At 27.1% G+C, this 24013-nt stretch carries 23 protein-coding genes; 13 read left to right on the forward strand and 10 right to left on the reverse strand.

Annotated elements, in window-relative coordinates:
- The first annotated feature begins 35 nt into the window (after positions 1-35).
- Positions 36-1106 (forward strand): non-hydrolyzing UDP-N-acetylglucosamine 2-epimerase, encoded by a 1071-nt coding sequence (gene wecB / locus C5F49_RS00750; RefSeq protein WP_179362864.1) that lies wholly within the window; start codon positions 36-38, stop codon positions 1104-1106.
- On the opposite strand, the gene C5F49_RS00755 is transcribed toward wecB, so the two are convergent.
- On the reverse strand, positions 1103-2245 hold the full coding sequence (locus tag C5F49_RS00755; RefSeq protein WP_179362865.1) for a glycosyltransferase family 4 protein: 1143 nt from the start codon (positions 2243-2245) through the stop codon (positions 1103-1105). The two genes, wecB and C5F49_RS00755, sit on opposite strands and share 4 nt — an antisense overlap.
- Positions 2246-2288: 43 nt before the next feature.
- On the opposite strand from C5F49_RS00755, the gene C5F49_RS00760 reads away from it, so the two are divergent.
- The gene (locus C5F49_RS00760) at positions 2289-3425 is read left to right on the forward strand and encodes a glycoside hydrolase family 76 protein (RefSeq protein WP_179362866.1); all 1137 of its coding nucleotides are present in this window, start codon (positions 2289-2291) and stop codon (positions 3423-3425) included.
- Between the two features lie 4 nt (positions 3426-3429).
- Here the strand turns inward: C5F49_RS00760 and C5F49_RS00765 are convergent, their stop codons facing one another.
- The gene (locus C5F49_RS00765; protein WP_179362867.1) at positions 3430-4782 is read right to left on the reverse strand and encodes a nucleotide sugar dehydrogenase; all 1353 of its coding nucleotides are present in this window, start codon (positions 4780-4782) and stop codon (positions 3430-3432) included.
- A gap of 33 nt (positions 4783-4815) precedes the next feature.
- On the reverse strand, positions 4816-5970 hold the full coding sequence (locus tag C5F49_RS00770; protein WP_179362868.1) for a glycosyltransferase: 1155 nt from the start codon (positions 5968-5970) through the stop codon (positions 4816-4818).
- Between the two features lie 198 nt (positions 5971-6168).
- Here C5F49_RS00770 and C5F49_RS00775 point away from each other — a divergent pair, with 198 nt between their 5' ends.
- Together C5F49_RS00775 and C5F49_RS00780 are read left to right on the forward strand one after the other, a co-directional pair.
- Positions 6169-7059, forward strand: a complete 891-nt coding sequence (locus C5F49_RS00775) for a sulfotransferase domain-containing protein (RefSeq protein WP_179362869.1) — start codon at positions 6169-6171, stop codon at positions 7057-7059.
- A gap of 105 nt (positions 7060-7164) precedes the next feature.
- Entirely contained in the window at positions 7165-8256 is a 1092-nt protein-coding gene (locus tag C5F49_RS00780) for a hypothetical protein (protein WP_179362870.1), read from the forward strand.
- Between the two features lie 18 nt (positions 8257-8274).
- On the opposite strand, the gene C5F49_RS00785 is transcribed toward C5F49_RS00780, so the two are convergent.
- Positions 8275-9786: an MATE family efflux transporter gene (locus C5F49_RS00785; protein ID WP_179362871.1), complete on the reverse strand. Its 1512-nt coding sequence runs from the start codon at positions 9784-9786 to the stop codon at positions 8275-8277.
- A gap of 194 nt (positions 9787-9980) precedes the next feature.
- Here C5F49_RS00785 and C5F49_RS00790 point away from each other — a divergent pair, with 194 nt between their 5' ends.
- The 6 genes from C5F49_RS00790 (at position 9981) to C5F49_RS00815 (ending at position 15750) form a co-directional block, all read left to right on the forward strand.
- The gene (locus tag C5F49_RS00790) at positions 9981-10934 is read left to right on the forward strand and encodes an FkbM family methyltransferase (protein WP_179362872.1); all 954 of its coding nucleotides are present in this window, start codon (positions 9981-9983) and stop codon (positions 10932-10934) included.
- Entirely contained in the window at positions 10931-12379 is a 1449-nt protein-coding gene (locus C5F49_RS00795) for a sulfotransferase domain-containing protein (protein ID WP_179362873.1), read from the forward strand. The genes C5F49_RS00790 and C5F49_RS00795 overlap by 4 nt, the downstream gene beginning before the upstream one ends.
- Before the next feature lie 44 nt (positions 12380-12423).
- Positions 12424-13389, forward strand: a complete 966-nt coding sequence (locus C5F49_RS00800; protein ID WP_179362874.1) for a peptidoglycan bridge formation glycyltransferase FemA/FemB family protein — start codon at positions 12424-12426, stop codon at positions 13387-13389.
- A 65-nt stretch (positions 13390-13454) separates the two neighbouring features.
- Positions 13455-14126 (forward strand): class I SAM-dependent methyltransferase, encoded by a 672-nt coding sequence (locus C5F49_RS00805; RefSeq protein WP_179362875.1) that lies wholly within the window; start codon positions 13455-13457, stop codon positions 14124-14126.
- Positions 14127-14215: 89 nt separating this feature from the next.
- On the forward strand, positions 14216-14980 hold the full coding sequence (locus tag C5F49_RS00810) for a sulfotransferase domain-containing protein (protein WP_179362876.1): 765 nt from the start codon (positions 14216-14218) through the stop codon (positions 14978-14980).
- A gap of 98 nt (positions 14981-15078) precedes the next feature.
- A complete protein-coding gene (locus C5F49_RS00815) occupies positions 15079-15750 on the forward strand; it encodes a class I SAM-dependent methyltransferase (RefSeq protein ID WP_179362877.1) in 672 nt (223 codons plus the stop codon).
- Positions 15751-15754: 4 nt separating this feature from the next.
- Here the strand turns inward: C5F49_RS00815 and C5F49_RS00820 are convergent, their stop codons facing one another.
- The 5 genes from C5F49_RS00820 to C5F49_RS00840 form a co-directional block, all read right to left on the reverse strand.
- Positions 15755-16465: a polysaccharide deacetylase WbmS family protein gene (locus C5F49_RS00820; RefSeq protein ID WP_179362878.1), complete on the reverse strand. Its 711-nt coding sequence runs from the start codon at positions 16463-16465 to the stop codon at positions 15755-15757.
- Positions 16466-16527: 62 nt separating this feature from the next.
- Complete coding sequence (locus C5F49_RS00825) at positions 16528-17622, reverse strand: glycosyltransferase family 4 protein (protein WP_179362879.1); 1095 nt, start codon at positions 17620-17622, stop codon at positions 16528-16530.
- A 56-nt stretch (positions 17623-17678) separates the two neighbouring features.
- Positions 17679-18617, reverse strand: coding sequence for an SDR family NAD(P)-dependent oxidoreductase (locus C5F49_RS00830; RefSeq protein WP_179362880.1), 939 nt, complete (start codon positions 18615-18617; stop codon positions 17679-17681).
- A 58-nt stretch (positions 18618-18675) separates the two neighbouring features.
- Complete coding sequence (locus C5F49_RS00835) at positions 18676-19083, reverse strand: GNAT family N-acetyltransferase (protein WP_179362881.1); 408 nt, start codon at positions 19081-19083, stop codon at positions 18676-18678.
- A 54-nt stretch (positions 19084-19137) separates the two neighbouring features.
- Entirely contained in the window at positions 19138-20199 is a 1062-nt protein-coding gene (locus tag C5F49_RS00840) for a DegT/DnrJ/EryC1/StrS family aminotransferase (RefSeq protein WP_179362882.1), read from the reverse strand.
- A 124-nt stretch (positions 20200-20323) separates the two neighbouring features.
- Between C5F49_RS00840 and C5F49_RS00845 the strand changes: the two genes are divergently transcribed.
- Entirely contained in the window at positions 20324-21133 is an 810-nt protein-coding gene (locus C5F49_RS00845; RefSeq protein WP_179362883.1) for a hypothetical protein, read from the forward strand.
- Between the two features lie 44 nt (positions 21134-21177).
- Here the strand turns inward: C5F49_RS00845 and C5F49_RS00850 are convergent, their stop codons facing one another.
- The gene (locus C5F49_RS00850) at positions 21178-22191 is read right to left on the reverse strand and encodes an SIS domain-containing protein (RefSeq protein WP_343045185.1); all 1014 of its coding nucleotides are present in this window, start codon (positions 22189-22191) and stop codon (positions 21178-21180) included.
- Positions 22192-22276: 85 nt separating this feature from the next.
- On the opposite strand from C5F49_RS00850, the gene mtnA reads away from it, so the two are divergent.
- Together mtnA and C5F49_RS00860 are read left to right on the forward strand one after the other, a co-directional pair.
- Positions 22277-23338, forward strand: a complete 1062-nt coding sequence (gene mtnA / locus C5F49_RS00855) for an S-methyl-5-thioribose-1-phosphate isomerase (RefSeq protein WP_179362884.1) — start codon at positions 22277-22279, stop codon at positions 23336-23338.
- A 36-nt stretch (positions 23339-23374) separates the two neighbouring features.
- A complete protein-coding gene (locus C5F49_RS00860) occupies positions 23375-24013 on the forward strand; it encodes a PqqD family peptide modification chaperone (protein ID WP_179362885.1) in 639 nt (212 codons plus the stop codon).

Genomic DNA, 24013 nt, shown 5'->3' on the forward strand with positions numbered 1-24013 from the left:
TAATAGTATCTATAGATAATAGAAGTTGAAATTAGATGAAAGTAGCAATAGTTTTAGGAACAAGACCAGAAATCATTAAACTTGCACCAATTATTAGAAAAATTGGCTCCAAAAATTGTTCTTTTGTCTTTACTGGTCAACATTATGATAATAAGATGGGGATGAGTTTTATTCATGAATTAGGCTTGCAAAAACCCAATTATTCATTAAATATCACAAAATCTAATCCGTCACTCCAAATAAGTGAAATAATTGCCAAATTATCAAAAATTCTACTTAAAGAAAAACCTGATACAGTAATGATTCAAGGTGATACTAATACTGTTTTAGCTGCTGGAATTTGTTCTCTTAAATCAAACATCCCAATTAGTCATGTTGAATCTGGATTAAGAAGTAATGATTGGAGAATGCCAGAAGAGCATAATAGAATTGCAGTGGATCATATTTCTGAATTATTATTTGCACCTACTCAAAATACAAAATTAAATTTAAAATCTGAAAAAGTACATGGTAAAATATTTGTAACAGGGAATACTGTTATTGACGCAATCAATATTTATTCTAAAATTTCAAAAAAGAAATCAAAAATATCTATTCCGTCATCTGATTTCATTTTATTAACTCTCCATAGATCAGAAAATGTAGATAATAAAAAAATACTTTCTTCTATAATAAAAGGACTAATTGATTCAAATGAGAATATTATATTTCCAATACATCCAAGAACAAAAAGACGTCTTCATGAATTTGGGTTATTCAACAAATTATATCAAAATAAAAATATTCAAATTCTTGATACTGTAGGATATTTTGAAATCCTTGAACTAATGAAAAACTGTAGTTTTATTGTAACTGATTCAGGTGGAATTCAAGAAGAAGCTACTTCGCCAATGATTAGAAAGAAAGTTTTGGTAGTAAGAAAAACAACTGATCGACCTGAAGCTGTTGAAAATAAAATGGCTGAAATTATTGGGTTAGATTACAAAAATATTTCAAATTTAATTAAAAAAACTATGAAAAATCCTAAACTTCATTCAAGAAAAACACCTTATGGAAAAGGTGATGCAAGTGAAAAAATTCTTAAAATTTTAAAAAGAAATTTTTAAAATTTCTTAGTTTCTTCAATGATACTTTTTACAACATTATTCCATGAAAATTTTTGGACCATTTTTGATGACTGAATTCCCATGTTTTCAACTTTTTTTGGTTGATTTAATAATAAAATAATTTTCTCAGCCAAATCATTTGCATTTTCGATAAAATATCCGTTTTTTTTATTCTCTAAAACATCATCAGGAAGTGTTCCTTTTTGGGCTATAATGGGCAATGAAACTGCCATGTATTCTAAAACCTTTATTGGAAGAGCTCTTGATGTCACATCTGTTAATCTTAGAGGCCCAATTCCAATTGAAGCATCTGAAATATTTTCAGGGATTTGTTCTCTTTTAATCCAACCCTTAAATTCAACAGAATTTTCTAATTTATTTTCTATAACAATTTTTTTCAATTTTTCCATTTCAGTACCACTACCTAATAAAACAAATTTTGCATCTGGTATTTTTTTAATAACAAATGGAATAGCTTCAAGCAATATGTCTAAACCTCTATGATAATACATTGCTCCTGCAAAAACGATTTTCTTTGGATCTTTTTCACTAGTAATATCAAATAAAGATAAATCTACACCATTTGGAATTATTGAAATTTTTTCTGGTTTTACATTGTATTCATTAATAATAATTTTTTTTGTATCATTATTTGAAACAAGAATTCTAGTTCCAGATCTAAGAGTTTTTCCATTGATCCTTTTTTCAATCTTTCGTTGTAATGATTTAATCCCAGATGCTTTTTCATAAATAGCATCATCTACTTTTACAATAGATGGAATATCTAATTCTTTTGCAGCTTCAACTGCAGCTTTTGGGACTAGATGAAATGGATGAAATATTGTAAAAATAAAATCAAATTGATTTGATTTACCTATTTCCATTGCAGTTTTTTTAATATTAGATTGGCATCGTCTTGCAGCTATTTTGATTTTATTTCGTGAGGGAGTTTCTGTTCGAATGACTTTAATTTTTGAGTTTATTTTAGGATTAAATTGTTCACCATTCCAATCAAGATCAGGTGTGATTACTGTTACTTCATTTCCCAATTCAGCAAATTTATTAATTATATCTGTAATTACCACAACACCTCCTCCACTAATTGGTGGAAAATGAAATACTAAGACTAGAATTTTCACTGTCTTTATGCTTTTTAAGGAACAAAAAAAGTGTTACCTAGTATTGAGTTCTTCATTTGAAATAACAAAAAATTGGTTGCTAAATTCCGGAATTTTCACATCAGAACCATCAAATCCAAATTTTGGTGGAGTTCATTCTTTTTATGATGAAAAAAATAAAAAATTTGCATTTTTGTATCCAGAGATAACTGGATATTATGCAAGTACAATGAGATTTCTATATGAAAATGAAAAAAATGAAAAATATCTTAATTTTGCAAAAGCCTCATGTGATTGGTTAATTGATTTATATGAAAAATTTGGAGGAATAATACAAGGAATTTCACCTGAAGGAATTACTAAAAAATATGTTTATTCTTTTGATACTGCAATTTGTTCAAAAGGACTATTGGATTGCTATATCATTTCAAAAGACAATAAATTTCTTGAATATGCACAAAAATTGAATAATTGGATTTTAACTAATACTCTTGAAAATGATGGTAGCATTAAACCAGTGAAGAATTTAGAAACTAACCAATTTGAAATTGATGATAAAGTTTGGTATAAAAAATCTGGCTGTTTACATATTAAATTAACAATCCCATTATTGCAACTTTATAAAATTACAAATGATGAAACTTCGTTAAATGCAGCAAAAAAAATTGCAAATTCTATAATTAATTTTCAACAATCTGATGGCAGTATTTTACTTCATCAAAATAACAAAGTAGTAAATCTTCATACAATGTTGTATGCACTTGAAGGATTAATCCATGCGTATAATGTCACAAGAGATGAAAACTATCTAAACTGTTGTAAAAAAGCTGTTAATTGGTGTGAAAATCAAATTCAATCTGATGGCAGTATTGATTTGTGGTTTAATTCTCGATATCATTCAAAATCAAGCTATCCTATTGCTCAATTAATCAGATTAAAAATTCTTTTAGCAAAATTGGAACAAAAAAATCTTGATCAAATAACTAAAAAATTACAATTATTTTTACTTACTTTACAGGCACAAAATACAGATAAATCTATCAATGGAGGATTTTATGAAGAATTTGGAAAAACTATTTTTGGATGGAAGAAAAATCTAAAAGTAAATTCATGGGCATCAATGTTTTCTTTACAAGCATTATTTTGGTTTGAAAATTTTTCAGAAATAAATTTTGAAAAGGAAGTTGAATTACTTTATTAGGATGCTAATTTCCTAAAAAGTCTAATTGAGACTTTGATTGAGGATTTTTTTGTAATTTACTTTGACAATCATAGATAAAAGGAATTACTGAATTATCATAAATTTCTTTAATTCTTGTTTTAGATTCATCATGATGTTGAACTACGCATAAACAACTAATTTCTTTTATTGATTCATCATCTATATTTTTCAAGTTTTTAAAATTTAATTCTGATATATGGTTTTCAATTAAATATTTTTTAGACAAATTAGAATCAAAAAATGGATCATGTCCATAAACAATAAATCCACGTTTTTTCATTTCTTGAATTATTTTAAAACTTGGGGAATCCCTCATATCTTCTACATTTGCTTTGTATGCTAAACCACATACAAGAACAATTTTTTTTAACCCCATTGCATTTATTTTATTTTCAATTGAATTGCAAATGTATTTTGGCATATACTCATTAATTTTTAATGCATGTTCAATAGTTTCAAAATTTGAATTTCTTTTTTTTGCCGATTCAAGTAAGAATCTAGGATCTTTAGGAATACAATGACCTCCTGCCCCTGCTCCTGGATAATGTGCTAAAAATCCAAATGGTTTTGTTGCAGCGGCATCAATTACTTCTTTCACATTTACCCCTAAACTATCACAAAGAATTGCTAGTTCATTTACGAGTGTGATGTTTACTAAACGAAATGCATTTTCAAAAGATTTGACTATTTCTGCAACTTTATGAGTTGAAACTCTTAACAAATTACCTTGATTTACATTTTCATAGATTTTTTTTGCAATTTTAAAAGTTAGATCATCTGAACAATAAATGACTCTGGGAATATTTTCAACTCCCCATTCTTTATTTGCTGGATCAATTCGTTCAGGGCAAAAACATAATCCAAAATTATTTCCAACTTTAAATCCTTTAGATTCAATTATTTTTTGAACTTTTTCTGTAGTTCCTACTTCAATACTGCTTTCTAAAACTAACATATCTCCTGATTTGGCTTTTGAAAGAAATGAATTAACGGCAGATATTACAAAAATATCAGAATTTGTATTTTTATCTGGTATTGGTGTTGGTACGCAGATAATACCGATCTTTGAATTAGAAGATTCTTCAGGATGTTTTTGTAATTTAATATTGGCATTCTCTCTACATTTGAGGTATTCTGATTCTAAATTAATTTCAGAATCCATTAATTCATTATTTTCTAGTCTGTTAATTCTATCTGGATTGATATCTATGCCTATTATTTTTAAATCATTAGATGCAAGTCTTACAGTGAGTGGAAATCCCACATATCCTAAACCATAAATTTCAATACATGCAGATTTTAAATTAATTTGATCTAGTGTTTTTTCTAATGACATGATATTCTCTCTCAATATTTTTGATATTAATTTTTAATTATTTCTTTCACGGCTGTTCATATGTTTGATTAATTCATTGTATATTTCAGCTTCTCTAGCCTCAATTCTTAATATATCGAATTCTTTTGATTTTTGAAGAGATTTTTTTGAAAGTTGTTCTTGGAGATTTTTGTCATCAAGTATCATTTTGAAATTATTTCCAAATGATATATTATCATTTTTAGAAAAAATAGCAACGTCTTCTAATCCTTCAGAATTACCTTTTTTGGGATGTGGAATTATAATAGGCAAACCTGCCGCCATTGCTTCAATTACTGGCATAGGGATACTTTCTATTTCTGAATTAAATGCTAAAGCAAATATTTTTGCCGATTTATAGTATTTCTGAATATTTTCATATAGAACTGATTTTTTTATGCTTACCTTGTTTTGAAGATCTAAATGTTTTATCAAATTATTTAATTCATCATATAGTTCCCCATTTCCAATAATTAGTAAATGCCCATCTATTTTCTGCATAGATTTAATTAAGATTTTATGATTTTTTACAGGAGTTAAATTTCCCACAGATAAAATTAATGGTTGAGGAAGTGTATCTATGGATTCAGAATTAAAAAATCTATCACAATCCACTTTATTATGTAAAATTTCGGGTATTGTGGTGGAATGCTTCAAAACATAAGGTTCAATTATTTTATATACAATGGTAATTTTATTTGCAGATTTTAAAACAAATGGCTCAATAAATTTTTCAGTATATTTCAATTTTAAATATTTTTTAAAATCTTTCTTTTTTGCTAATTTTCTATTAGCATCATATTGTGTATGTAAAGATAAAAATAATGGAATTTTTAATTTTTGAGAACAATTTGCTGCTAACCATCCTTCAATTAATGGACTATATGCTCTTATGACGTTTGGATTGATCTCTTTAACAAGATTAATTATGCCACTTAAATTTTCTTTTTTATTTTTTAAATTAATTTTTCCAACACTGTGAATTTTTAATTTTGCAGTACCTACAATTTTCTGGATTTTTCCTTCATCAATATCTTTTTCAATTAATGATATACAATGAACTTCATCAAAAAAGTTTTTGGGATTAAAATATCTTTTTTTAATTTCTCCTTTTTTATAATAAGCAATTAGGGGATCATTTGGAAAAATACAAAGAATTCGTTTACTCATCCTACAATAAATTATTGTATTCATTATTAAACCAAATGAGATTAATTTTCCTTCTAGGATTTACTATATTTTAGAATGTGTAGACAAATATTTTTAATAGATTTTATAACTTCATTAATTCATGTCAAATATAATTAGTCTTAACTATTCAAATATTTGCCAATTCTCTAAATTATTTCTTGGGAATAAGTGTTGAATATGTATTCTGGAATAAATAATAGTAATAGAGAAAAAATTCGTGCATGTTTAGGTAATTCAAAACTCTATTCTGTAGCTAAACTGATACATAGTAAGTATGCAAAACTATCGTCAAATTATCATTCATTACCTGATTTTCTGATTATAGGTGCAGCAAAGTCTGGAACATCTTCTCTTTATGAATATCTAAATCAACATCCATCAATTTTACCATGTGTAGTAAAAGAACCAAATTATTTTACTGCATATTATAATCGTGGATTGGATTGGTATAAATCCTGTTTTCCATTTAAAGCAAAAAGATTTTTTTGTCCAGAAAAAAAATTCCTTACTGGTGAAGCTACAGCTAGATATTATTGGTATCCATTTGCTCCAGAACGAGTCAAACAATTACTTCCTAATTGTAAAATAATCCTTTTACTTCGGAATCCTGTTGAACGTAGTTATTCACATTATAAAATGAGATATAAAAATAAAATAATAGATCAAACTTTTGAACAAGAAATTCTTGATGAACCAAAACGTATTGAAGGTGAATGGGATAAAATGTTAAACGACGAAAATTACTTTAGCTTTAAATTTAATTCTAATGGATATTTGACAAAAGGTCTATACATTAATTACATTACAAAATGGTTTGAATTATTTCCAAAAAAACAAATTTTAGTTATCAAAGCTGAGGATTTTTTTTCAAATCCAGAGAAAATAACTAATGAAACACTAGAATTTCTTGGTTTACCATCCATTAAATTAAAAAATTATGAAATTATGCGTAAAGGTTTAGATGATAAATTGACTTCTGACATTAGGAAAAAACTCATTGATTATTTCAAGCCTTATAATCAAAAACTCTATGATTTCTTGAATGTTGATTTTGGATGGGATAAATAGTGATTTAATGTTGTTTGACTTTGTTTTAAAATTAATTAAGATATGACTTTACCCTTGTATATTTTTGTTATATGGGAAAATGGAAGAAGTAAAGAGAATTTTCTTTTGGAAGAAATTAAAAAAAAATTCATTATAAGAGATGTTTATGAAATTAAATGGGCTACAAAAAATTTTTCTGATAATATGAAGCGATTTTATGGTCCAAAATTAGGTAATGTATTAACAAAAACTAGTGATTGTGGTACTGGTCCTCTACTTCTTATCGTAATATCAGATCCTAACCCTAAATTTGGAAAAAGAAGAACATCAAATGGGATGGAATTAGTAAATATCAATCTTTTTGATAATAAGAAATTGTATAGAAAATTAACTGGAGTGGGATATGCTATTCATAGTAGTATTACTGACAAAGAAACTAATGATGATCTTACAATGTTGTTAGGAAAGAATGTTAGTGATCTCTCAAAAAACCTCCCTAAAAATTGGGATGGTAAAATAAAAAAATTGGAATCAGATCTAATTGGCCAAAATGAATGGAAAGACATGAATCAACTATTCTATGTTTTAAACTCCACAACAAATTATGTTGTATTAAGAAATTTCGAAAAACTACCTGAAAACTATCAAAATTATGATCATAATGATATTGATATTTTAACTGATGATTTTTTGCGAATTCCATACATTGCAAATGGAGGCAAATCATCATTTAATAAAGAATTTCCACCATTTGTTAAGGTAGGAGGCAAATCAATAAAATTTGATTTTGGATATCCTGAAGATAATTATTTTGATAAAAAATGGGCATATGATATTCTAAACAGACGAGTTTTTGAGCATGGGTTGTATATTCCATCTAAAGAAGATTATTTCTATAGTTTGTTTTATCATGCTGTATTTCATCAACAAAAAATCTCTGATGAATACAAAAATAAATTAACTAAACTTTCTATTGAACTTAAACTAAGTAAAATTAATTCTAGCATTTTTGATGATATTGAAGAATCAAAAAAATTTATAGAAAAATATATGAAAAATAAAGGTTATTTACACACATTTTCTAAAAAATATAGAATTTTTCATAATCCTGTTTTTAGATTAGTTAAAGTTGCAATACTTTTATGGAAAACACAAGGAATGAATTTTTTATTAACTGCGTCTAAAAATAAATTTAAAAAATTTATTAAATTTTCATAGAAAAATATTATTCTTATTTCAAGATTTTTTATTTATTTTTCCAATAACTTCATTCAAAATTGCATTTACCAAGATTTTGGTTCTTTTGTCAATTAAATATGTAATACCTAGATATCCAACCATACTAACTATTCCATATGACAGTAGATGTGGTAAGAATTCATAGATGCTAATCTTATATTCTAAAAATTCTTCAATGAACATACTCATCATTCCAAAAACTACGATGCTTGCAAGTAAATATTTCATGATACTAATTTTATCAATTTTTATTGTAAATGTGGTTTTTGTTAAATAAATCATGTAAAGTGTTATTGGAATTTCAACAATCAAACTAACTAAGACCCAATAAAATACAAGCTCAATAGTAGAATTTGTTTGAAAAGATAAAATAAATAATAATAATATTAAAACTCCAATGTAAACTCCTTGTTTGATATTATCTATTGTTGGAAATAACATAAGTTTACTTTTTAAATAATTTCTAGAGGAGATTAATTTTGGATCCTTATCGATCTTTTCCATTCCTAGATGTGTATCATAAAGTGCTTTGTTAATTGTAGTCAAAAATGCTCGAATGCTGATAACTATTACAATGGGGGCTGCAATCTCGTATATTGGATTTAACGCAAATAATGCAGGTCTTGCAAATGTAAAGGAAAATGCAATCAAAGGAAACGCAAAATATAATAATTTTATCAGGTTTTCTTGTATGAATTCTTGTTTTTCACTTTGTAATAATTTTGGATAGAGTCCTTGATTAAATGATCTTACATGGTTTACCAAGAATCCAACTGTTCTTGCTGAAGTATAATATGCGACACCTGTAACTGAGCCAGTCATTATAGAAAATATCGCTACATCAGATAATGCAAAAACTGCTGGTAGGGTCCTATACACCGGTAACCAAAATAATTTAATCCATTTTTTTAGATATTTTATTTGAATCCTTGAACTTAAAATTTTTCTTGAAAAAAATACATGAACGCTAATTTTTATAATATATGCTACTGCTGATGCTAAAATAGCTCCTTCTACTCCAAAATTTAAAAAATAGACAAAAATTAGTCCTGAAGGTATCTTTGTTAATTCAAAAGCAAGAAATCCATAGCTTGCAGCTTGAGGTTTATGACCTAAATTAATTGCAACAGATGATTTCTCAAGAAAAAATAATGGAATTAAAACTGCTGCAAACAAAAGGACATCTACATTTGCATCTGATTGTATTCCTACGAAATAAGCTGCTAAAAGATAAATTATTAATCCTATTATACTAAGTGCACCACTAGAAAAAATAGCTGTGATAGCTGTCTTTTCACCTCTAGCTACTTCTCTTGTTACCCAATATGTTATAATTGGACTTATGATCATTGCATAAATTATTATCCCGTTTATCAACCCCCACGTTCCAAATTCATCAATGGATAAGCTACGAGTAACAATTAATGTAAAAACTAAACCAGTGACAATACTAGTTAGATTAATTCCAAATGCAATAAGACCTGAATAGGTTACTCTGATATCTGTCAAGATTCTAAATTATTTAATTTCATTGGTACACATGAATAATTGTATCTTTTAAAAACCTCTTTTTTCATTTGTTTATATTTTATTTTAAAACTAATAGATTATTTTGTCTACAAATTCTTTGTAATCACGTATAATCAAAAATGAATTCATCTAATTTATATGCAAAATTAAGATATTTGTAATTAATTGAGAATATGAAAAAAAAAATCCATTCAATTAAAAAGGCATATTCATCATTTAATCAATATCGTGAAAGGTATGGATTTAATGTTGCATTCAGAGTTTTTCAACATTATGTTTTTCGTCTAATAAAGAGTGGTCAAAATAATCTAAATGAATCTACAATTACAATCAACGGAAGTAAAATGATCATGATTCCTAATGATCCTGGAATTTCTACAGAATTATCCATATTCAAATGTCATGAACCAATTAACACACAAATCATTTCAAGAATTTTAAAAAAAGGAATGACATGTTTAGACATAGGAGGAAATATCGGATATTATGTATTGTTGGAGAGAAAACTAGTAGGTGATGAAGGAAAAATTATTGTATTTGAGCCTTTACCAAGAAATTATCAATATTTAGAAAAAAATATTCGACTTCAAAATGTCAAAAATATATCTGCATACAATTTTGCTTGTGGTGATAAAGAGGGTAAGGCTACTTTTTTCATCAATAAAAAGTCAAATGGCTGTAAAGTTATTGCCGAGGGTGTATCTCCACCTGATCCTTCACTTGGCACATTAACTGAGGTTCCAATAAAAATCCTAGATCCTTTCATTGAGGAATTAAAATTAGAACAAGTTGATTTTATTAGAATGGATTCTGAAGGATACGAACTTCATATACTCAAAGGTTTAAGAAGAACTCTTCAAAAATTTAAGCCTATTATCTCAATAGAACTCCATCGAAGACAACTAGGAATTGATGGAACTCGTGAATTTTTTGAATTGATGAAAGATTTAGATTATAAAATAGAATCTTATGTTTCACGTGATTTAGATATCCCAATAATTGGTAACATAAACTACGTCCAAAAACCTACTTTAGATGAATTAATGAAAATGAATGAAACTGGAGAAGTTGGAAGCTATCTAATGCTTAATCTTGTAAATAATTCAAAAGAAAGTGATAAACAATGACTAGACATTGGTTTACCACTTATCTAACTGATAATTATTCTCAAAAGAAACATTTAGGACTTGATATTGGATGTGGAAAGCAACCGTATAAAGAAATCTACAATTGTGAATATGTTGGAATAGACATTCCTTTAGAACAAATGACTGATGTAAAAGAAAAGCCAAATTGTTTTGCAACTGGAGAAAATTTACCATTCAAAGACAATTCGTTTGATTTTGTTACCAGTTTTTCTGTAATTCCTTATGTTGAAAATATTGATAATTTTTTAAATGAGATGTATAGAGTTTGTAAAGACAATGCTTTTGTAGTTATCAGTATTATGAATCTTAGAGCATTAGCTCGTGATCCTAATGGCCATTATCCAAATAAATTTTCTTCAAGTCAATTAGAAAAAAAATTATCTAAACATGGTTTTAAGTCAATTAAATTTAAAAATCTTAAAGCATTATTTTGGTCTACATATTTTGATCTTACAAGTGTTTATTCATATGCGATTGTTAAATGTGTAAAGAATGAATCTAAATCTATAAAAAACAATCAAACAAATGTATGGGCAAATACATCTACTCGACAATCAACTAGATCAAAATTGATGAGGAATCCAAAATTATATTCATTTTCTAGACAAGTATACAGAAAATATTGCACTTTGACACAATCATTACACACTTTACCTACTTTTCTTATTATTGGAGCGGCTAAATGTGGTACATCATCTCTATATGATTATTTAATGCAACATCCGTGTGTAGGTAATTCATTAACTAAACAAATTCATTTCTTTGATCGTTATTATGATAGACAAATTTCTTGGTACAAGGTGTGTTTTCCATTTGTATGGGAGAAATTTTTTATCGAAAAAATAAAACATAAAAATTTTGCTTCAGGTGAAGCAACTGCTCATTACATGACTCATCCATTAGCTGCTGTTAGAGCTCATAAAGTTGTACCTGACGCCAAAATTATTGTAATGCTTAGAAATCCTATTGATAGAGCATATTCACATTATCAAATGGAGAGAGAACATAAAAATGAAGATTTAACATTTGAAGATGCAATTGAAAAAGAATCTGAACGGATTAAAGGTGAAATTGAAGAAATGTTAAACAATAAAAATAATTCTGGCAGAAACTATCCGCACAGAGCGTATATTAAATCTGGTGAGTATTTGGAACAAATAAAACCTTGGATGAAATTATATCCTAAAGAAAATTTTATGTTCATTAACAGTGAAGAATTCAACAAGAACCCTTCACTTGTTTATAATCAGGTACTGATTTTTTTAGGCTTAGATCCTTTTGAATTAAAAAATTATGAAAAAATACGTAAAAGAAAATATGAAAAAATGAATTCTGATGTTAGAAAAAAATTAATTGAATACTATAGGCCATATAATCAAAACCTTTTCAAATTTTTAGGAATTAATTTTAATTGGGATGAATAATAGATGTTTAAAAAATATTATAAAAAATTAAAAGTATTGTGGATATGATATCGATAGATATACAGAATTTTCCAGATTCTAAATGGAATGAACGATTACTAACATCCAAATTAGGAACAGTTTATCAAACAAAAAATTTTGCTGACGCTCAAAGCCTCATTGGTGGAACTCCTAACTATATTTCTTTTTTAAATGAGACTGGAAAAATAGTTGCTCAATTATTGATTATTTCATATTCTAAATTTCAAAATAAAGGATCTATCGGAAAGATTTTAGGAAAGTTTTCTGGTTCTAAAGGTCAAACATACATCTGGGTTTATGGACCAGTTGTTTTTGATTTTGATTACTCTTTAGAGATCATTCAATCTTTGAAAAATTTCTTAATTTCTAAAAAATGGAAATTTCAAGGAAGTAACCACCCATTATCTAATGAATTCCTTTCTGAAATAGGTGAGCCATTTAAAATTCAAGACAGATCTACATTTCTAATTAATCTATTAAATGATAAAGAAGACATTTGGAATAAAATGGACAAGCATTCAGTGCGAAAAAATATCAGTCGTTCTGAATCTAGAGGAGTTACTATTAAAAAAATGGTCAAATCTGATTTTTTATTATATCTTAAACTTTTTGAAGAAACTGGTAAAGTAACTCCATTTACATCAGATGAAATTGCTGAAAATTGGTGGGAACAAATGAAACCAGTTGGGCATAATGGTTTTCTAGCATATCAAGATACATCTCTAGTTGGGGCAATGGCAATTACTACTTTCAATGATTATGTAAATGAATTTGGAATTGTTCGTTCTAGTCAAGATTACACTGAAAAATTATATTCTCAGGATCTCTTAAAATGGAAAATTATTGACTGGTCAATATTTGAAAATTTTAGATATTATGATCTTACAGGAGTTTTTCCAAATTCAAGTGATCAAAAAGAAATAGGCATATATCGATACAAAAAGAAATGGGGTGGGGAATTAACCAAATGCAGTTTAATTACTTCATAAAAAATTAATTTTTTGGAATTTTTGTAGACAACTTTCTATTTATACCCTAAAATCTACATCTTGACATGGGTGATTTAGGTCAAAAAATAAAGAACTATACAAGATCTATTAAAAGAAGAACTTTTGGAATTTCTTATGGTGAAACTTGGCAAGGACGAAATAACAAATTTTACGAACGTCTACATTCTACAGGTTTAATTGAGCATCAAAAATTTCTCTCATATTTAAAATCTAAGCAAGATGTTAAAACAATTCTTGAAATTGGTTGTGGTGCTGGAGTATATCCAATAAAATACAAAGATATTTTTGAAAAATTCGAATATACTGGAATTGATATTTCCAAATCAGCTATAGAGTATTGTAAAAATCATTCTAACTTTAATTTCTTATGTGGAGATTTTCAGAAAATGATACTTTCAGAAAAATATGATTTAATATTTTCTCACGGTGTTATACATCATGTATATGATATCAATGAATTCCTCTCAAAAATTGTAGAAAAATCTGAAAAATATGCTTACATTCTTTCAAGTTTAGGTTATTCTGATGAATTAGAAGATCATGAAATGGAATGGGCAGAAAAAGAAGCAGTTTACAACAGTATTTTATCATTAAAACAGGTAAATGACACTTTAATCAAAAGTGGTTTAAAAGAAAATCAGTTTTCAATAAATCCGTCTGAAACAGACTCTGAAAATTCTACAGGGACATTAATTGAAATTAATAAGACATTATAATACAAATTACTTTTAGCATGAATTCTATAAATCGTTTAAGAAGAAAATTTCATACTGTATTTAATGAATCAACAAATTCGATTAGAGTTATGCCTGATTTTATTGTATGTGGTACATCATTTTGTGCAAAAACTTTTCTATATAATAATATCAATCAGCATAAATTAATTTTAAATAATCTTAGAGAGGAATCTGGGTTTTTTCTAGATACAAATGAAAATGGATTAAATTGGTACAAATCCAATTTTCCTTCATTTTATTATAAAAAATTATTTGAAGCCATTTATGGAAAAACTTCATTTGTTGGTGAAACAGTAAACTTGCCTGGGTATTTTGTACCAAAACGAGTTTTTAACATACTTAAAAATCCAAAAATAATTGTAATTTTACGAAATCCTGTAGATAGAGCATTTGCTAGATATTTAGAAGAAATTAGGAATGGAAATGAAACAAAATCATTTGAAGATGCGTTAGAAAATGAATTAAATCTTATAAAAAACCATGAAGAAGAAATTATAAAAACTAAGTCACCTTTAGAATTACGTAATCTCTTTCTCTATAGGTTGGAAGGATTATACATAGAATACTTGAAACAATGGAATGAATATTTCCCAATAAAAAATATGCATATAGTAAAAGCTGAAAGTTTATTCTCTGAACCTCTTGATACAGTTAACAAATGCTTTGATTTTTTGGGTATTGAACATATTAAAAAAATAACATTATCAGAAAAAAATAATGAAAAAAATAAACTTGTTTTGAAAAAAGAAACTCGAGATAAACTATCAGAATATTTTGAAGGTTATAACCAAAAATTATATCAATTTCTCGGTATAGATTTTGGATGGGCTTGAATCTTTGAAAAGCATTCACATGTTTTAATTTTCAAAATAATGTTAATTCAAAAATTAAAAAAACATTTGTTTATATTCTAAATTTTTTATATGATTGTATGGTTTTTGGAAAAAAATTTCAAAAATACTATAGAGCTTTGAGAAGAAGAACCATTGGATTTCAATATGGTGATATATGGCAGGGTAAAAATGCTGAAAAGTGGTATGAATCTACAGATAGCATCTATCCATTAGTGCATAATGATTTCTTAAATTATTTGAGCGATAAACATGACATTAAATCTGTCTTAGAAGTTGGTTGTGGACCTGGAGTATATCCAATAAAATATAAAGATATTTTTGAAAAATTCGAATATACTGGAATTGATATTTCCAAATCAGCCATAGAGTATTGCAAAACTCATTCAGATTTTAATTTCTTATGTGATGATTTTATTCAAATTGACTTTCCTAAAAAATTTGACTTTGTTTTTTCGCGTTCAGTAATAGATCATGTTTATGATATTGATCAATTTTTACTAAAAACTGTAAATCTGACTAAAAAATACGCTTACATCTATGCATATAGAGGATTTTTTCCAACTTCTGAAAATCATGACTCTAAATTAGACAAAAATGGAAGTTATTATGTTAATGCATTATCAAAGAAACAATTAGAAAAAACATTATTAAAAAGTGGTTTAGATAAAACTGAATTCATTATACGTTCTCAGGAGAGTGGTCATAATGAGTGGAACATTGGCACTATAATTGAAATAAATAAAATTTAATTTTTTAAATTGAAATCTTTTTTTTTAAATTTTGAATGGTAAATGTATCTTTATTTTCAAGATGTGAAATAATTTCTTCTAAAAAGTCTTTTGCACCATTTTTATTTTTATTAATGTAATTTTTTATATTATTTTCATTTACATTGTTTAACCCTACCTCTTCTTTTAGACTGTTATACTGATTCATTTTTCTTGAATTCAAATAAACATGAATGGGATGAAAATTAAAAATTTTTAGACCTTCTTTGTGAAATAATGGATTATCCAAAGACCATTTGTATTCTTCATCCATTTCAACATCATCCTCCCAAAAATATGGAAAACGATAAAGATTAAAAAATTTAGAATAATGAGATGTTAGGTTAGGTGTTTTTGATAATAAAATTGATACATCATTTTCAATACCATACTCTTGAAATTTTTTTAAAAGTGGTGTTGATTGATAAAGCCCATGTGTTCTAATTGATTTTGCTTCTGGAATAATTTCTTTGAGGTATTTTAGAACTGAATCTATATCATTACCATGTGAGGAGTTTGGAAAAAAATTTGGATGAATTCCAACTTCAAAGAGTGGATTTTTTCTTAATTTTTGTACAGTTGGAGAATCATTGGTAATAAAAAAAACTGCTTTTACATTTTTTTCATTAAATAAATTTACTACATCATCTAAAATAAAATCTGGTACCCAATCACAATCTAAAGTAATTACAAACAAACTATTTGTTAATACAACTGTTTTTTATTATATCTATTGTAGTATATTTTATCAATATCCCTCTATATTGAATTTATTTTTTCTTTAATAATCTCAAATTTGACCTTATTCAATACAGAATCATAAAGATAGATGTATTTTTTAATAATTTTTTGGGGATCGTGATGTTTTAAAAGCCATTTTCTAGAATCCTTCCCAATTTTTTCACATAATTTAGGATCATCTGCTAATTTAGATAGAGCTTGATATACTTCATCTTCAGTATTTGCATTAACAATTGGTGGGATTTCTTTATAGTATTCTTCATAAAGTAAGGTATTGACATACTGAATTAGCGGTTTTTCACAAGCCATGGCCTCTTGTCCAATCATTCCTGTTGAACCGAGGTTAAAATAATCTACAACTACATCTGATTGATGATAATATTGTAACATTTCATTTTGACCTAATCTGTTAGGAAGAATTTTAACTTTTTCTTTTACATTTTCTATAATGTTAATTGATTTTTGATAATCTTTGCCATGATTAATTATTATTAATTGAACATTATTTCGTTCTTTTGCAAATCGTACAAATGCATTAAGAAATTTATCGTTTCCTTTAACTAGCCAATCGTGTCTGGTTGGATGAAAAATTGTAAATTTATTGTTTGATTTTATTAAATTATTTTCTAATTTGTATTTATTATAATCCCATAACAATGGCAAAAAAATAGTTTTTTTTAATTTCAATTTTTTAACTGATGGATACATGTATAATCCTGGAACTATGATGAGTTTTGCTTTTTTATATGCTCTACGAAGTAAAAATGCTTTTAGATTATTTTGATGTGCAAGTTCTATAATGTCTGAACCAGTTGCAAAAACTATGTATGGTTTTCTTGAAAACATTGAAAAAATTGGTAATTCTGTGGATGCTTGAATTAGATCATATTTACGCATAATATTGATAACATTCCATTTCCAATTTTTATTTGAACCATCCCACGTTTTTACCCAATTTGGATATTCCTTCAAATCAGGATCAAATTTTAACGGATCTTCACTTATTTCTGGTTTTTTTCTAAATAATAATTCTGCAGAAATACCATTTTCCCTTAGAAGTTTTGTTAAAAAATATCCATGATTCACTAAATTTCCCGCAATTAATATTTTCATTATGATAATTGATTTTTTTAATTATTATTTAATTTTGTAGACAATAATTTTTTAATTTATTCATTTAATGCCCATTGAAGATATTTGTTAACTCCTTCCTCTAAACTAATCTGTGGTTTATATCCTAAAATTTTTTTAGCATACGAAATATCTGCAAAATGCCTTCTAACATCACCCTTTCTTTCTTTTTTATATAAAATCTTACTGCTAACACTAGTTTCTGTAATGCCTGAATATTGTTTTATCATCATCTTTGCAACTTGATTAATTGATGTCTCTTTTCCTTGTCCAATATTTAGTGCCTTTCCGATTGCTTTAGTTCTCTTATCTGCAAGAAAAATACCATTAACTGTATCTTCTACATAAGTAAGATCTCTAGTTTGTTTACCATTTCCAAATATTATGGGTGGTTTTCTTTTTGTAATTCGATGATAAAAGTTTGGTATAGCTGCTGCATAAACATCATCTCTCATGTAAGGTCCATAACAATTAAACGGTCTTACAATTACCATTTTCAATCCATCTGATTCATGTAAACTTTGTACATAATATTCTGATGCTGCTTTAGATGCTGCATATACAGTGGTTGGAAAGAAAGTATGTGATTCATTCATAGGTACATTTTGTGCTGTACCATACGACTCACTAGAAGAAACATGAATTAATTTTTTCTTTAATTGAGTACATGTTTTTGCAACTATTAATGTCCCTAAACCATTTACTTTAACCACTTCTTCTGGGTTATCAAATGACATTGGAAGAGGTTTCACTGCTAAATTAAATACAACATCTGCTTTACTGCAACTTTTAGCAAATTTTGCTTCGTTTAGTATGGAACCTTTAATAAAATTAATTTTTTTAGGTAGATTTTTCTTTCCACTTCCATTTGATAAGTCATCATAAACAATCACCTTGTAATTTTCATGTAATAGCTTTTTAACTAAATGTGAACCGATAAATCCTGCTCCTCCTGTAACTAATGCAACTCTGCTCATAAACTCATCAACCTTGATAACTTAAAATGTGTTTTTACCATAATTTTAAAATGTAAAATTATTCATCATTATTTAGTTCATAGTGATTGTAAATATGACCAAAACCACATTTAGTATATAATTTAATTGAGTCTTGATTATTTGGATTAATATTTGCATAATATTTTTTTTCAGGATTTAACCTGATAATTTCTCTTATAGCTTTACTTGCAAATCCATTCCTTTGATATTTTTTAAGAATAAATGTTCCAATTCCATTATTATGATCTAAATTAATACTACCTACTTTTTCATTTTCATGTTCTATAATATACCATTTTTTGTATGGTTTTGAATTTACAAATTCTACATGCTGTTTATATTCAGTTTTGTTATTATTAGAAAAATTAGTAGTTTCGTTTCGTTCATTTAAAATTCCAAATAAAAATTTAATGTCTTCATTTGAAATTTCTCTTAGTGTAATCATCTAACTAATTATAATATAATCTAAAAATAAGTGTTCAGCATCATTTTTTAATGATTATTTTATAACATTCTTAATAATTCTACAAATTCTTTCTTGATCTTTTTCATTTAATTCCTTATGAAGAGGTAATGATATTGAATTTTTAAACAGGAAATTAGAATTTTTCAAATCTTGATTTTGAGATAATTTTTGAAAAATTGGTAAACAGTGAAGTGCATATGTTCCTATTTGACTTTCAATGTTGTTTAATTCCAATTCTTTAATTATTTTATTTCTCATGTTTGGTTTTGTAACTATGCATGTATATGATTGATATGTGTGCAATGAATTAGGAGTTTGCTCTTGTGGTTTAATATAATCTATTTTTGATAATAATTCATTGTAGATTTTTGCATTTATTTTTCTATTTTTAATAATTTTATCTAGTTTTTTAAGTTGGGATAATCCCACTGCACTTTGAATATCTGATAATTTATAATTTGTACCTAAATTTATAAAATTATTTTTAATTTTTCCAAATGCTTTAAATGATCTCATCTTATCGTTTAATTTTTTATTGTTTGTTGTAATCATTCCTCCTTCCCCAGTTGTAATAATTTTTCTAGGATGAAAACTAAAACAACTAATATCTGCCAACTCTCCTACGAACTTATTGCCAATTTTTGTACCTAAATTAGTTGCAGCATCTTCTATTATCCAAAAACCTTGTTTCTTTAGTTTGTAAAAATCTAAATCAAGTGGGTTTCCAAATAATGACACTGGACACACAAACTCATCATTTTTCTTCATAGAATTTTCAATTATTTCTCTTGTTACATTCATTCTATACTTGTTAACATCTACAAGTACTGGAATTCCACCAGCTTGTATGATTGCTAAGGCTGTTGCTGGAAATGTAAAATCAGAAACAAGCACTCTTTTATTTTTTACATTCAATACTTCAAAGGCTGTATGTAATGCAGTAGTGGCAGATGTAGTTGCAATAGCATATTTTGAATGTACATATGATGAAATCTTTTTTTCAAATTTTTGAGTAACTTTTCCCTCTGTCAGAAATTTGGAATTAATTACTTTTTCAATTTCTTTAATTTCTTCAGAATCTACATTTGGCCTCATTAAATATATCCGCTTTTTCATAATTCTGACAATATTGAATATTATTTAGGCAATAATAAGGAATATTGTAGACAAGTAATAGCAAAAACTAATAATTCTTTAATTATTTCATCTTGTGTATCAAATGAAAAAACAAAAGGATGTTGTTGCTGGTTTAGGAGAAATTGGTTTACCTATTTTCAAACTATTATCTAAAACTCGTTATGTGGTTGGATACGATATTAATCCAAAACTAACTGATGAAAGAAAATATAATAAGAATACCGACAATGAAACTATTTTTCTTCACATTTGTATTCCTTTTTCTGATAAATTTAAAAATAATGTTATTAATCTAAACAAAAAATTTCAGCCTAAATGTATTGTAATTCATAGTACTGTTAGTCCACACACTACTAAAAATATCCAATCTGCTTTAAAAATACCAATAATTTACAGTGCAACTAGAGGAGTACATAGTAGAATGCTTTCTGATCTTAAGAAATATACAAAATTTTATGCATTAGAAAAAAACGCTCCTAAAAAACAATGGGCTTCTTTAGAATTTTCAAAATTAATGAAAAAATGTAATGTTAAAACAAAAAAATTGTCTGATGCTTTAACCCTGGAATTAGCCAAGATTGTTGTTGATACATCATACTATGGTTGGTTGATAAATTATGCTCAAATTTCAAATCTTATTGCTAAAAAACATAAAATTGATTATGATGAAATGTGGTCATTCTCAGATGAAATTCAAAAACATTTGGGAAATAGACCAAAAATGTTTCCTGGTTTTATTGGAGGACATTGTGTAATTCCTAACCTTAGTTTAATCAATGAAGATTCTTTATGGGAAATTGAAAAAATTAATAATTTTTATTCAAAAAAAGTTAAAGATGCAAAAACTATTTCAAAAAAATATACTAAAGTTAAAAAATCCTACAATAAATAATTGTTAAAAATATTTTTCTATCAAAAAAGATTCTAAATTCTTTATTAATTTAGTTTATTCTTGATATATTCAATTGCGTTTACTGGAGTTGGATCAACTTTTAATTTTATTGCAAGATAAATACTGGCATAATCTAAAAGATAAATCAAACAAATAATTTTTGTTAGTATATTTCCATTTTCACTTATAATTTCTTTATAATCAATTTTTTTTTCAGAAAAAAATTCTTTCAAAATTTCCCACCTTTCTTTTGTTTTTTCATAATCTTTTTGACCTCTAATTAATATTGGTTGAAAATTATTTTGTTTATCCCATGTTACAATTCCGTTATGACATGATTCTATTACGTCTTCTATAACCGCTTGAATTTTAGAATTTTCTTGTAGGGAATTTTTAAATCTAATTGCTACTGGTTCTAATCCCCATGGATAATAAATTACTGGGGTATCTTTAATCCATTCAGATATTTGAATAGATGGATTTTCTTTTGAAATTTTTTTTGAATTTATTTTTATTGACATATTTTCTAATTCTTTTATAGATTCTATGATATCTTTTTCTTCAATTGGAATAATTGGTTTTAAAACATGTAGCATTGAATAAAGAAATGAAGTAAATGATGCTCTAGGAGAATGATATTTTTTTATGTTTCTATGTGGAATATTTTTTTCATTACAAATATCTTTTATTTTACCCCCATCAGAAAAAACTATGATTTTTGAATTGATTTCTATAGCGTTTTTAAGCATTGAAATTGTTTCAACAGTATTTCCAGATATACTAATTACAACTACTACTGAATTATTTGTAACCGTTTTTGGAAGATGATATCCTTTTACAACAGTTACATGTGTGCTAGTTTTTGATAATATTGCTGAAAATATATCACCGATTGCACCAGAACCACCCATTCCTGCAAAAACTATGTGAGGACATTTAGTAAATTCAATTTGAGAAAGATCTGAAAAATAGTTTTTTCTAGCAATTTCTGGCCATCTATCATATACTTTATGCATTCCTTGAGAATCAAATTTCTCTAATGATGACTGATCAATCAATAATCAACATAAAATTTTTGAGGATATAACAGTTCAATTGAGTAAAAACTAATTATTTTAAATATGGATGAAAATTTTTCATTCTATGGATAAAAATATTGCAATTGATTCTTCTCTTAGAACTGTTGAATGGAAAGACAACAAAGTAGTGATGATTGAGCAAACAAAGCTACCTAATGAACTAATTTTTGTAGAATATGATGATTTTAATCAAGTTGCAAATGCTATCAAAACTTTGATAGTTAGAGGTGCACCTGCAATTGGAGTATCTGGCGCATTTGGATTGGGATTAGCTGCTTTACAAAGCAAGGCAACAACAAAAGAAGAATTGCTATCTGATTTGGAAGATGCAAGAAAAATACTTTTTGCAACCAGACCTACTGCAGTAAATTTAGGATGGGGATTGGAAAAAATAATGAATGTTGCAAAAACTGGAGAAACAGCAGAACAAATTAGAGAAATAGTAATTTCTACTGCTAAAAAAATGGCCGAAGAAGATATTCAAATAAACAAAGCTATGGGAAAAAATGGTGCAATTCTTTTTGATAATAATGATACTATAATGACTCACTGTAATGCTGGAGCTTTAGCTACTGTAGCATATGGAACCGCATTAGGTGTAATTCGTGCAACAAGGGAGAGTGGAAAAAATGTAAAAGTCATAGCAACTGAAACAAGACCAATTCAACAGGGTTCAAGATTAACTGCATTTGAGTTAAAACATGATGGTTTTGATGTTAGTCTAGTTCCTGATACTGCTGTAGGGTATTCAATGGCAAATGGATTGGTGAATAAAGTTGTAGTTGGAGCTGATAGAATTGTAAAAACTGGCCATGTCTTTAATAAAATTGGAACATATCAGGTAGCAACAATGGCCAAACAACATGGAATCCCATTTTATGTAGCCGCGCCATTATCTACAATTGACTTGAAAACAAAGGCTGAAGATGTAATAATTGAAATGAGAAAAGGATCTGAGGTTACAGGAATTGGTGATAAAAAAACTGCACCTGACGATATTGGTGTAATTAATCCTGCATTTGATATGACTCCACCTGAGCTGATTTCTGGTATAATCACTGAAAAAGGTGTGGCTACTGCACCGTATGAGAAGTCAATTCCAAAATTATTTGAAGCTAATAATTAGAAAGTTTTTATTGTTTTTCAAACTGCCGTATACAATATGAGTACTGTTTCTGCACAAGCAATTGAGGATTCTCTAAAACAATGTATGGATCCTGAAGTACCTCTAAACATTGTAGAAATGGGGTTAATTTATGGAATTGATGTTACAGAAAATAATGATGTTAATATCAAAATGACAATGACGACTCAAGGTTGTCCTTTACATGAAACTTTGGTTGAAGATGCTACAAGATTTGCTAAAAAGGTTCCTGGAGTAAATAATGTCAAAATTGACATTGTATGGGAACCTGCATGGTCAATGGACAAAATGACTGAAGAAGGAAAATTAAAAATTAAGAATATGGGGGCGGCTATGAATACACCTGCACCAATAAATTATGAAACAGCATTACCTCAAGGAGTTGGGAAACTAGTCCAACAAGATGATGGATCAATGGTTCTAGCAAATGAACATGAGCAAGGCTTTATGGTAAATCAAGCAATTGTAGATTTTTGGAAGTCGTGTAATGGAGAACGTAAAGTAACAGAACTAGTAGAAGTATTTGCCCAACAAACAGGATTACAAAGAAAACAAGTTGAAAAAGAAGTTATGCAATTATTACAACAGCTTCGTGATGGTGGTTTAATTGCAATTGCTGGACAACCTGACACTCCAAATGTTGAATTTAAAAAATAA

The organism is Nitrosopumilus oxyclinae (assembly GCF_013407165.1).
GTDB classification, from domain to species: Archaea; Thermoproteota; Nitrososphaeria; order Nitrososphaerales; family Nitrosopumilaceae; genus Nitrosopumilus; species Nitrosopumilus oxyclinae.

Excerpts from the sequence above, each read along its gene's own strand:
- wecB (WP_179362864.1), top strand. The coding sequence starts at position 36 with ATGAAAGTAGCAATAGTTTTAGGAACAAGACCAGAAATCATTAAACTT.
- C5F49_RS00765 (WP_179362867.1), bottom strand. The coding sequence starts at position 4,782 with ATGTCATTAGAAAAAACACTAGATCAAATTAATTTAAAATCTGCATGT.
- C5F49_RS00770 (WP_179362868.1), bottom strand. The coding sequence starts at position 5,970 with ATGAGTAAACGAATTCTTTGTATTTTTCCAAATGATCCCCTAATTGCT.
- C5F49_RS00775 (WP_179362869.1), top strand. The coding sequence starts at position 6,169 with ATGTATTCTGGAATAAATAATAGTAATAGAGAAAAAATTCGTGCATGT.
- C5F49_RS00790 (WP_179362872.1), top strand. The coding sequence starts at position 9,981 with ATGAAAAAAAAAATCCATTCAATTAAAAAGGCATATTCATCATTTAAT.
- C5F49_RS00795 (WP_179362873.1), top strand. The coding sequence starts at position 10,931 with ATGACTAGACATTGGTTTACCACTTATCTAACTGATAATTATTCTCAA.
- C5F49_RS00800 (WP_179362874.1), top strand. The coding sequence starts at position 12,424 with ATGATATCGATAGATATACAGAATTTTCCAGATTCTAAATGGAATGAA.
- C5F49_RS00805 (WP_179362875.1), top strand. The coding sequence starts at position 13,455 with ATGGGTGATTTAGGTCAAAAAATAAAGAACTATACAAGATCTATTAAA.
- C5F49_RS00810 (WP_179362876.1), top strand. The coding sequence starts at position 14,216 with ATGCCTGATTTTATTGTATGTGGTACATCATTTTGTGCAAAAACTTTT.
- C5F49_RS00815 (WP_179362877.1), top strand. The coding sequence starts at position 15,079 with ATGGTTTTTGGAAAAAAATTTCAAAAATACTATAGAGCTTTGAGAAGA.
- C5F49_RS00825 (WP_179362879.1), bottom strand. The coding sequence starts at position 17,622 with ATGAAAATATTAATTGCGGGAAATTTAGTGAATCATGGATATTTTTTA.
- C5F49_RS00830 (WP_179362880.1), bottom strand. The coding sequence starts at position 18,617 with ATGAGCAGAGTTGCATTAGTTACAGGAGGAGCAGGATTTATCGGTTCA.
- C5F49_RS00835 (WP_179362881.1), bottom strand. The coding sequence starts at position 19,083 with ATGATTACACTAAGAGAAATTTCAAATGAAGACATTAAATTTTTATTT.
- C5F49_RS00840 (WP_179362882.1), bottom strand. The coding sequence starts at position 20,199 with ATGAGGCCAAATGTAGATTCTGAAGAAATTAAAGAAATTGAAAAAGTA.
- C5F49_RS00845 (WP_179362883.1), top strand. The coding sequence starts at position 20,324 with ATGAAAAAACAAAAGGATGTTGTTGCTGGTTTAGGAGAAATTGGTTTA.
- mtnA (WP_179362884.1), top strand. The coding sequence starts at position 22,277 with ATGGATAAAAATATTGCAATTGATTCTTCTCTTAGAACTGTTGAATGG.
- C5F49_RS00860 (WP_179362885.1), top strand. The coding sequence starts at position 23,375 with ATGAGTACTGTTTCTGCACAAGCAATTGAGGATTCTCTAAAACAATGT.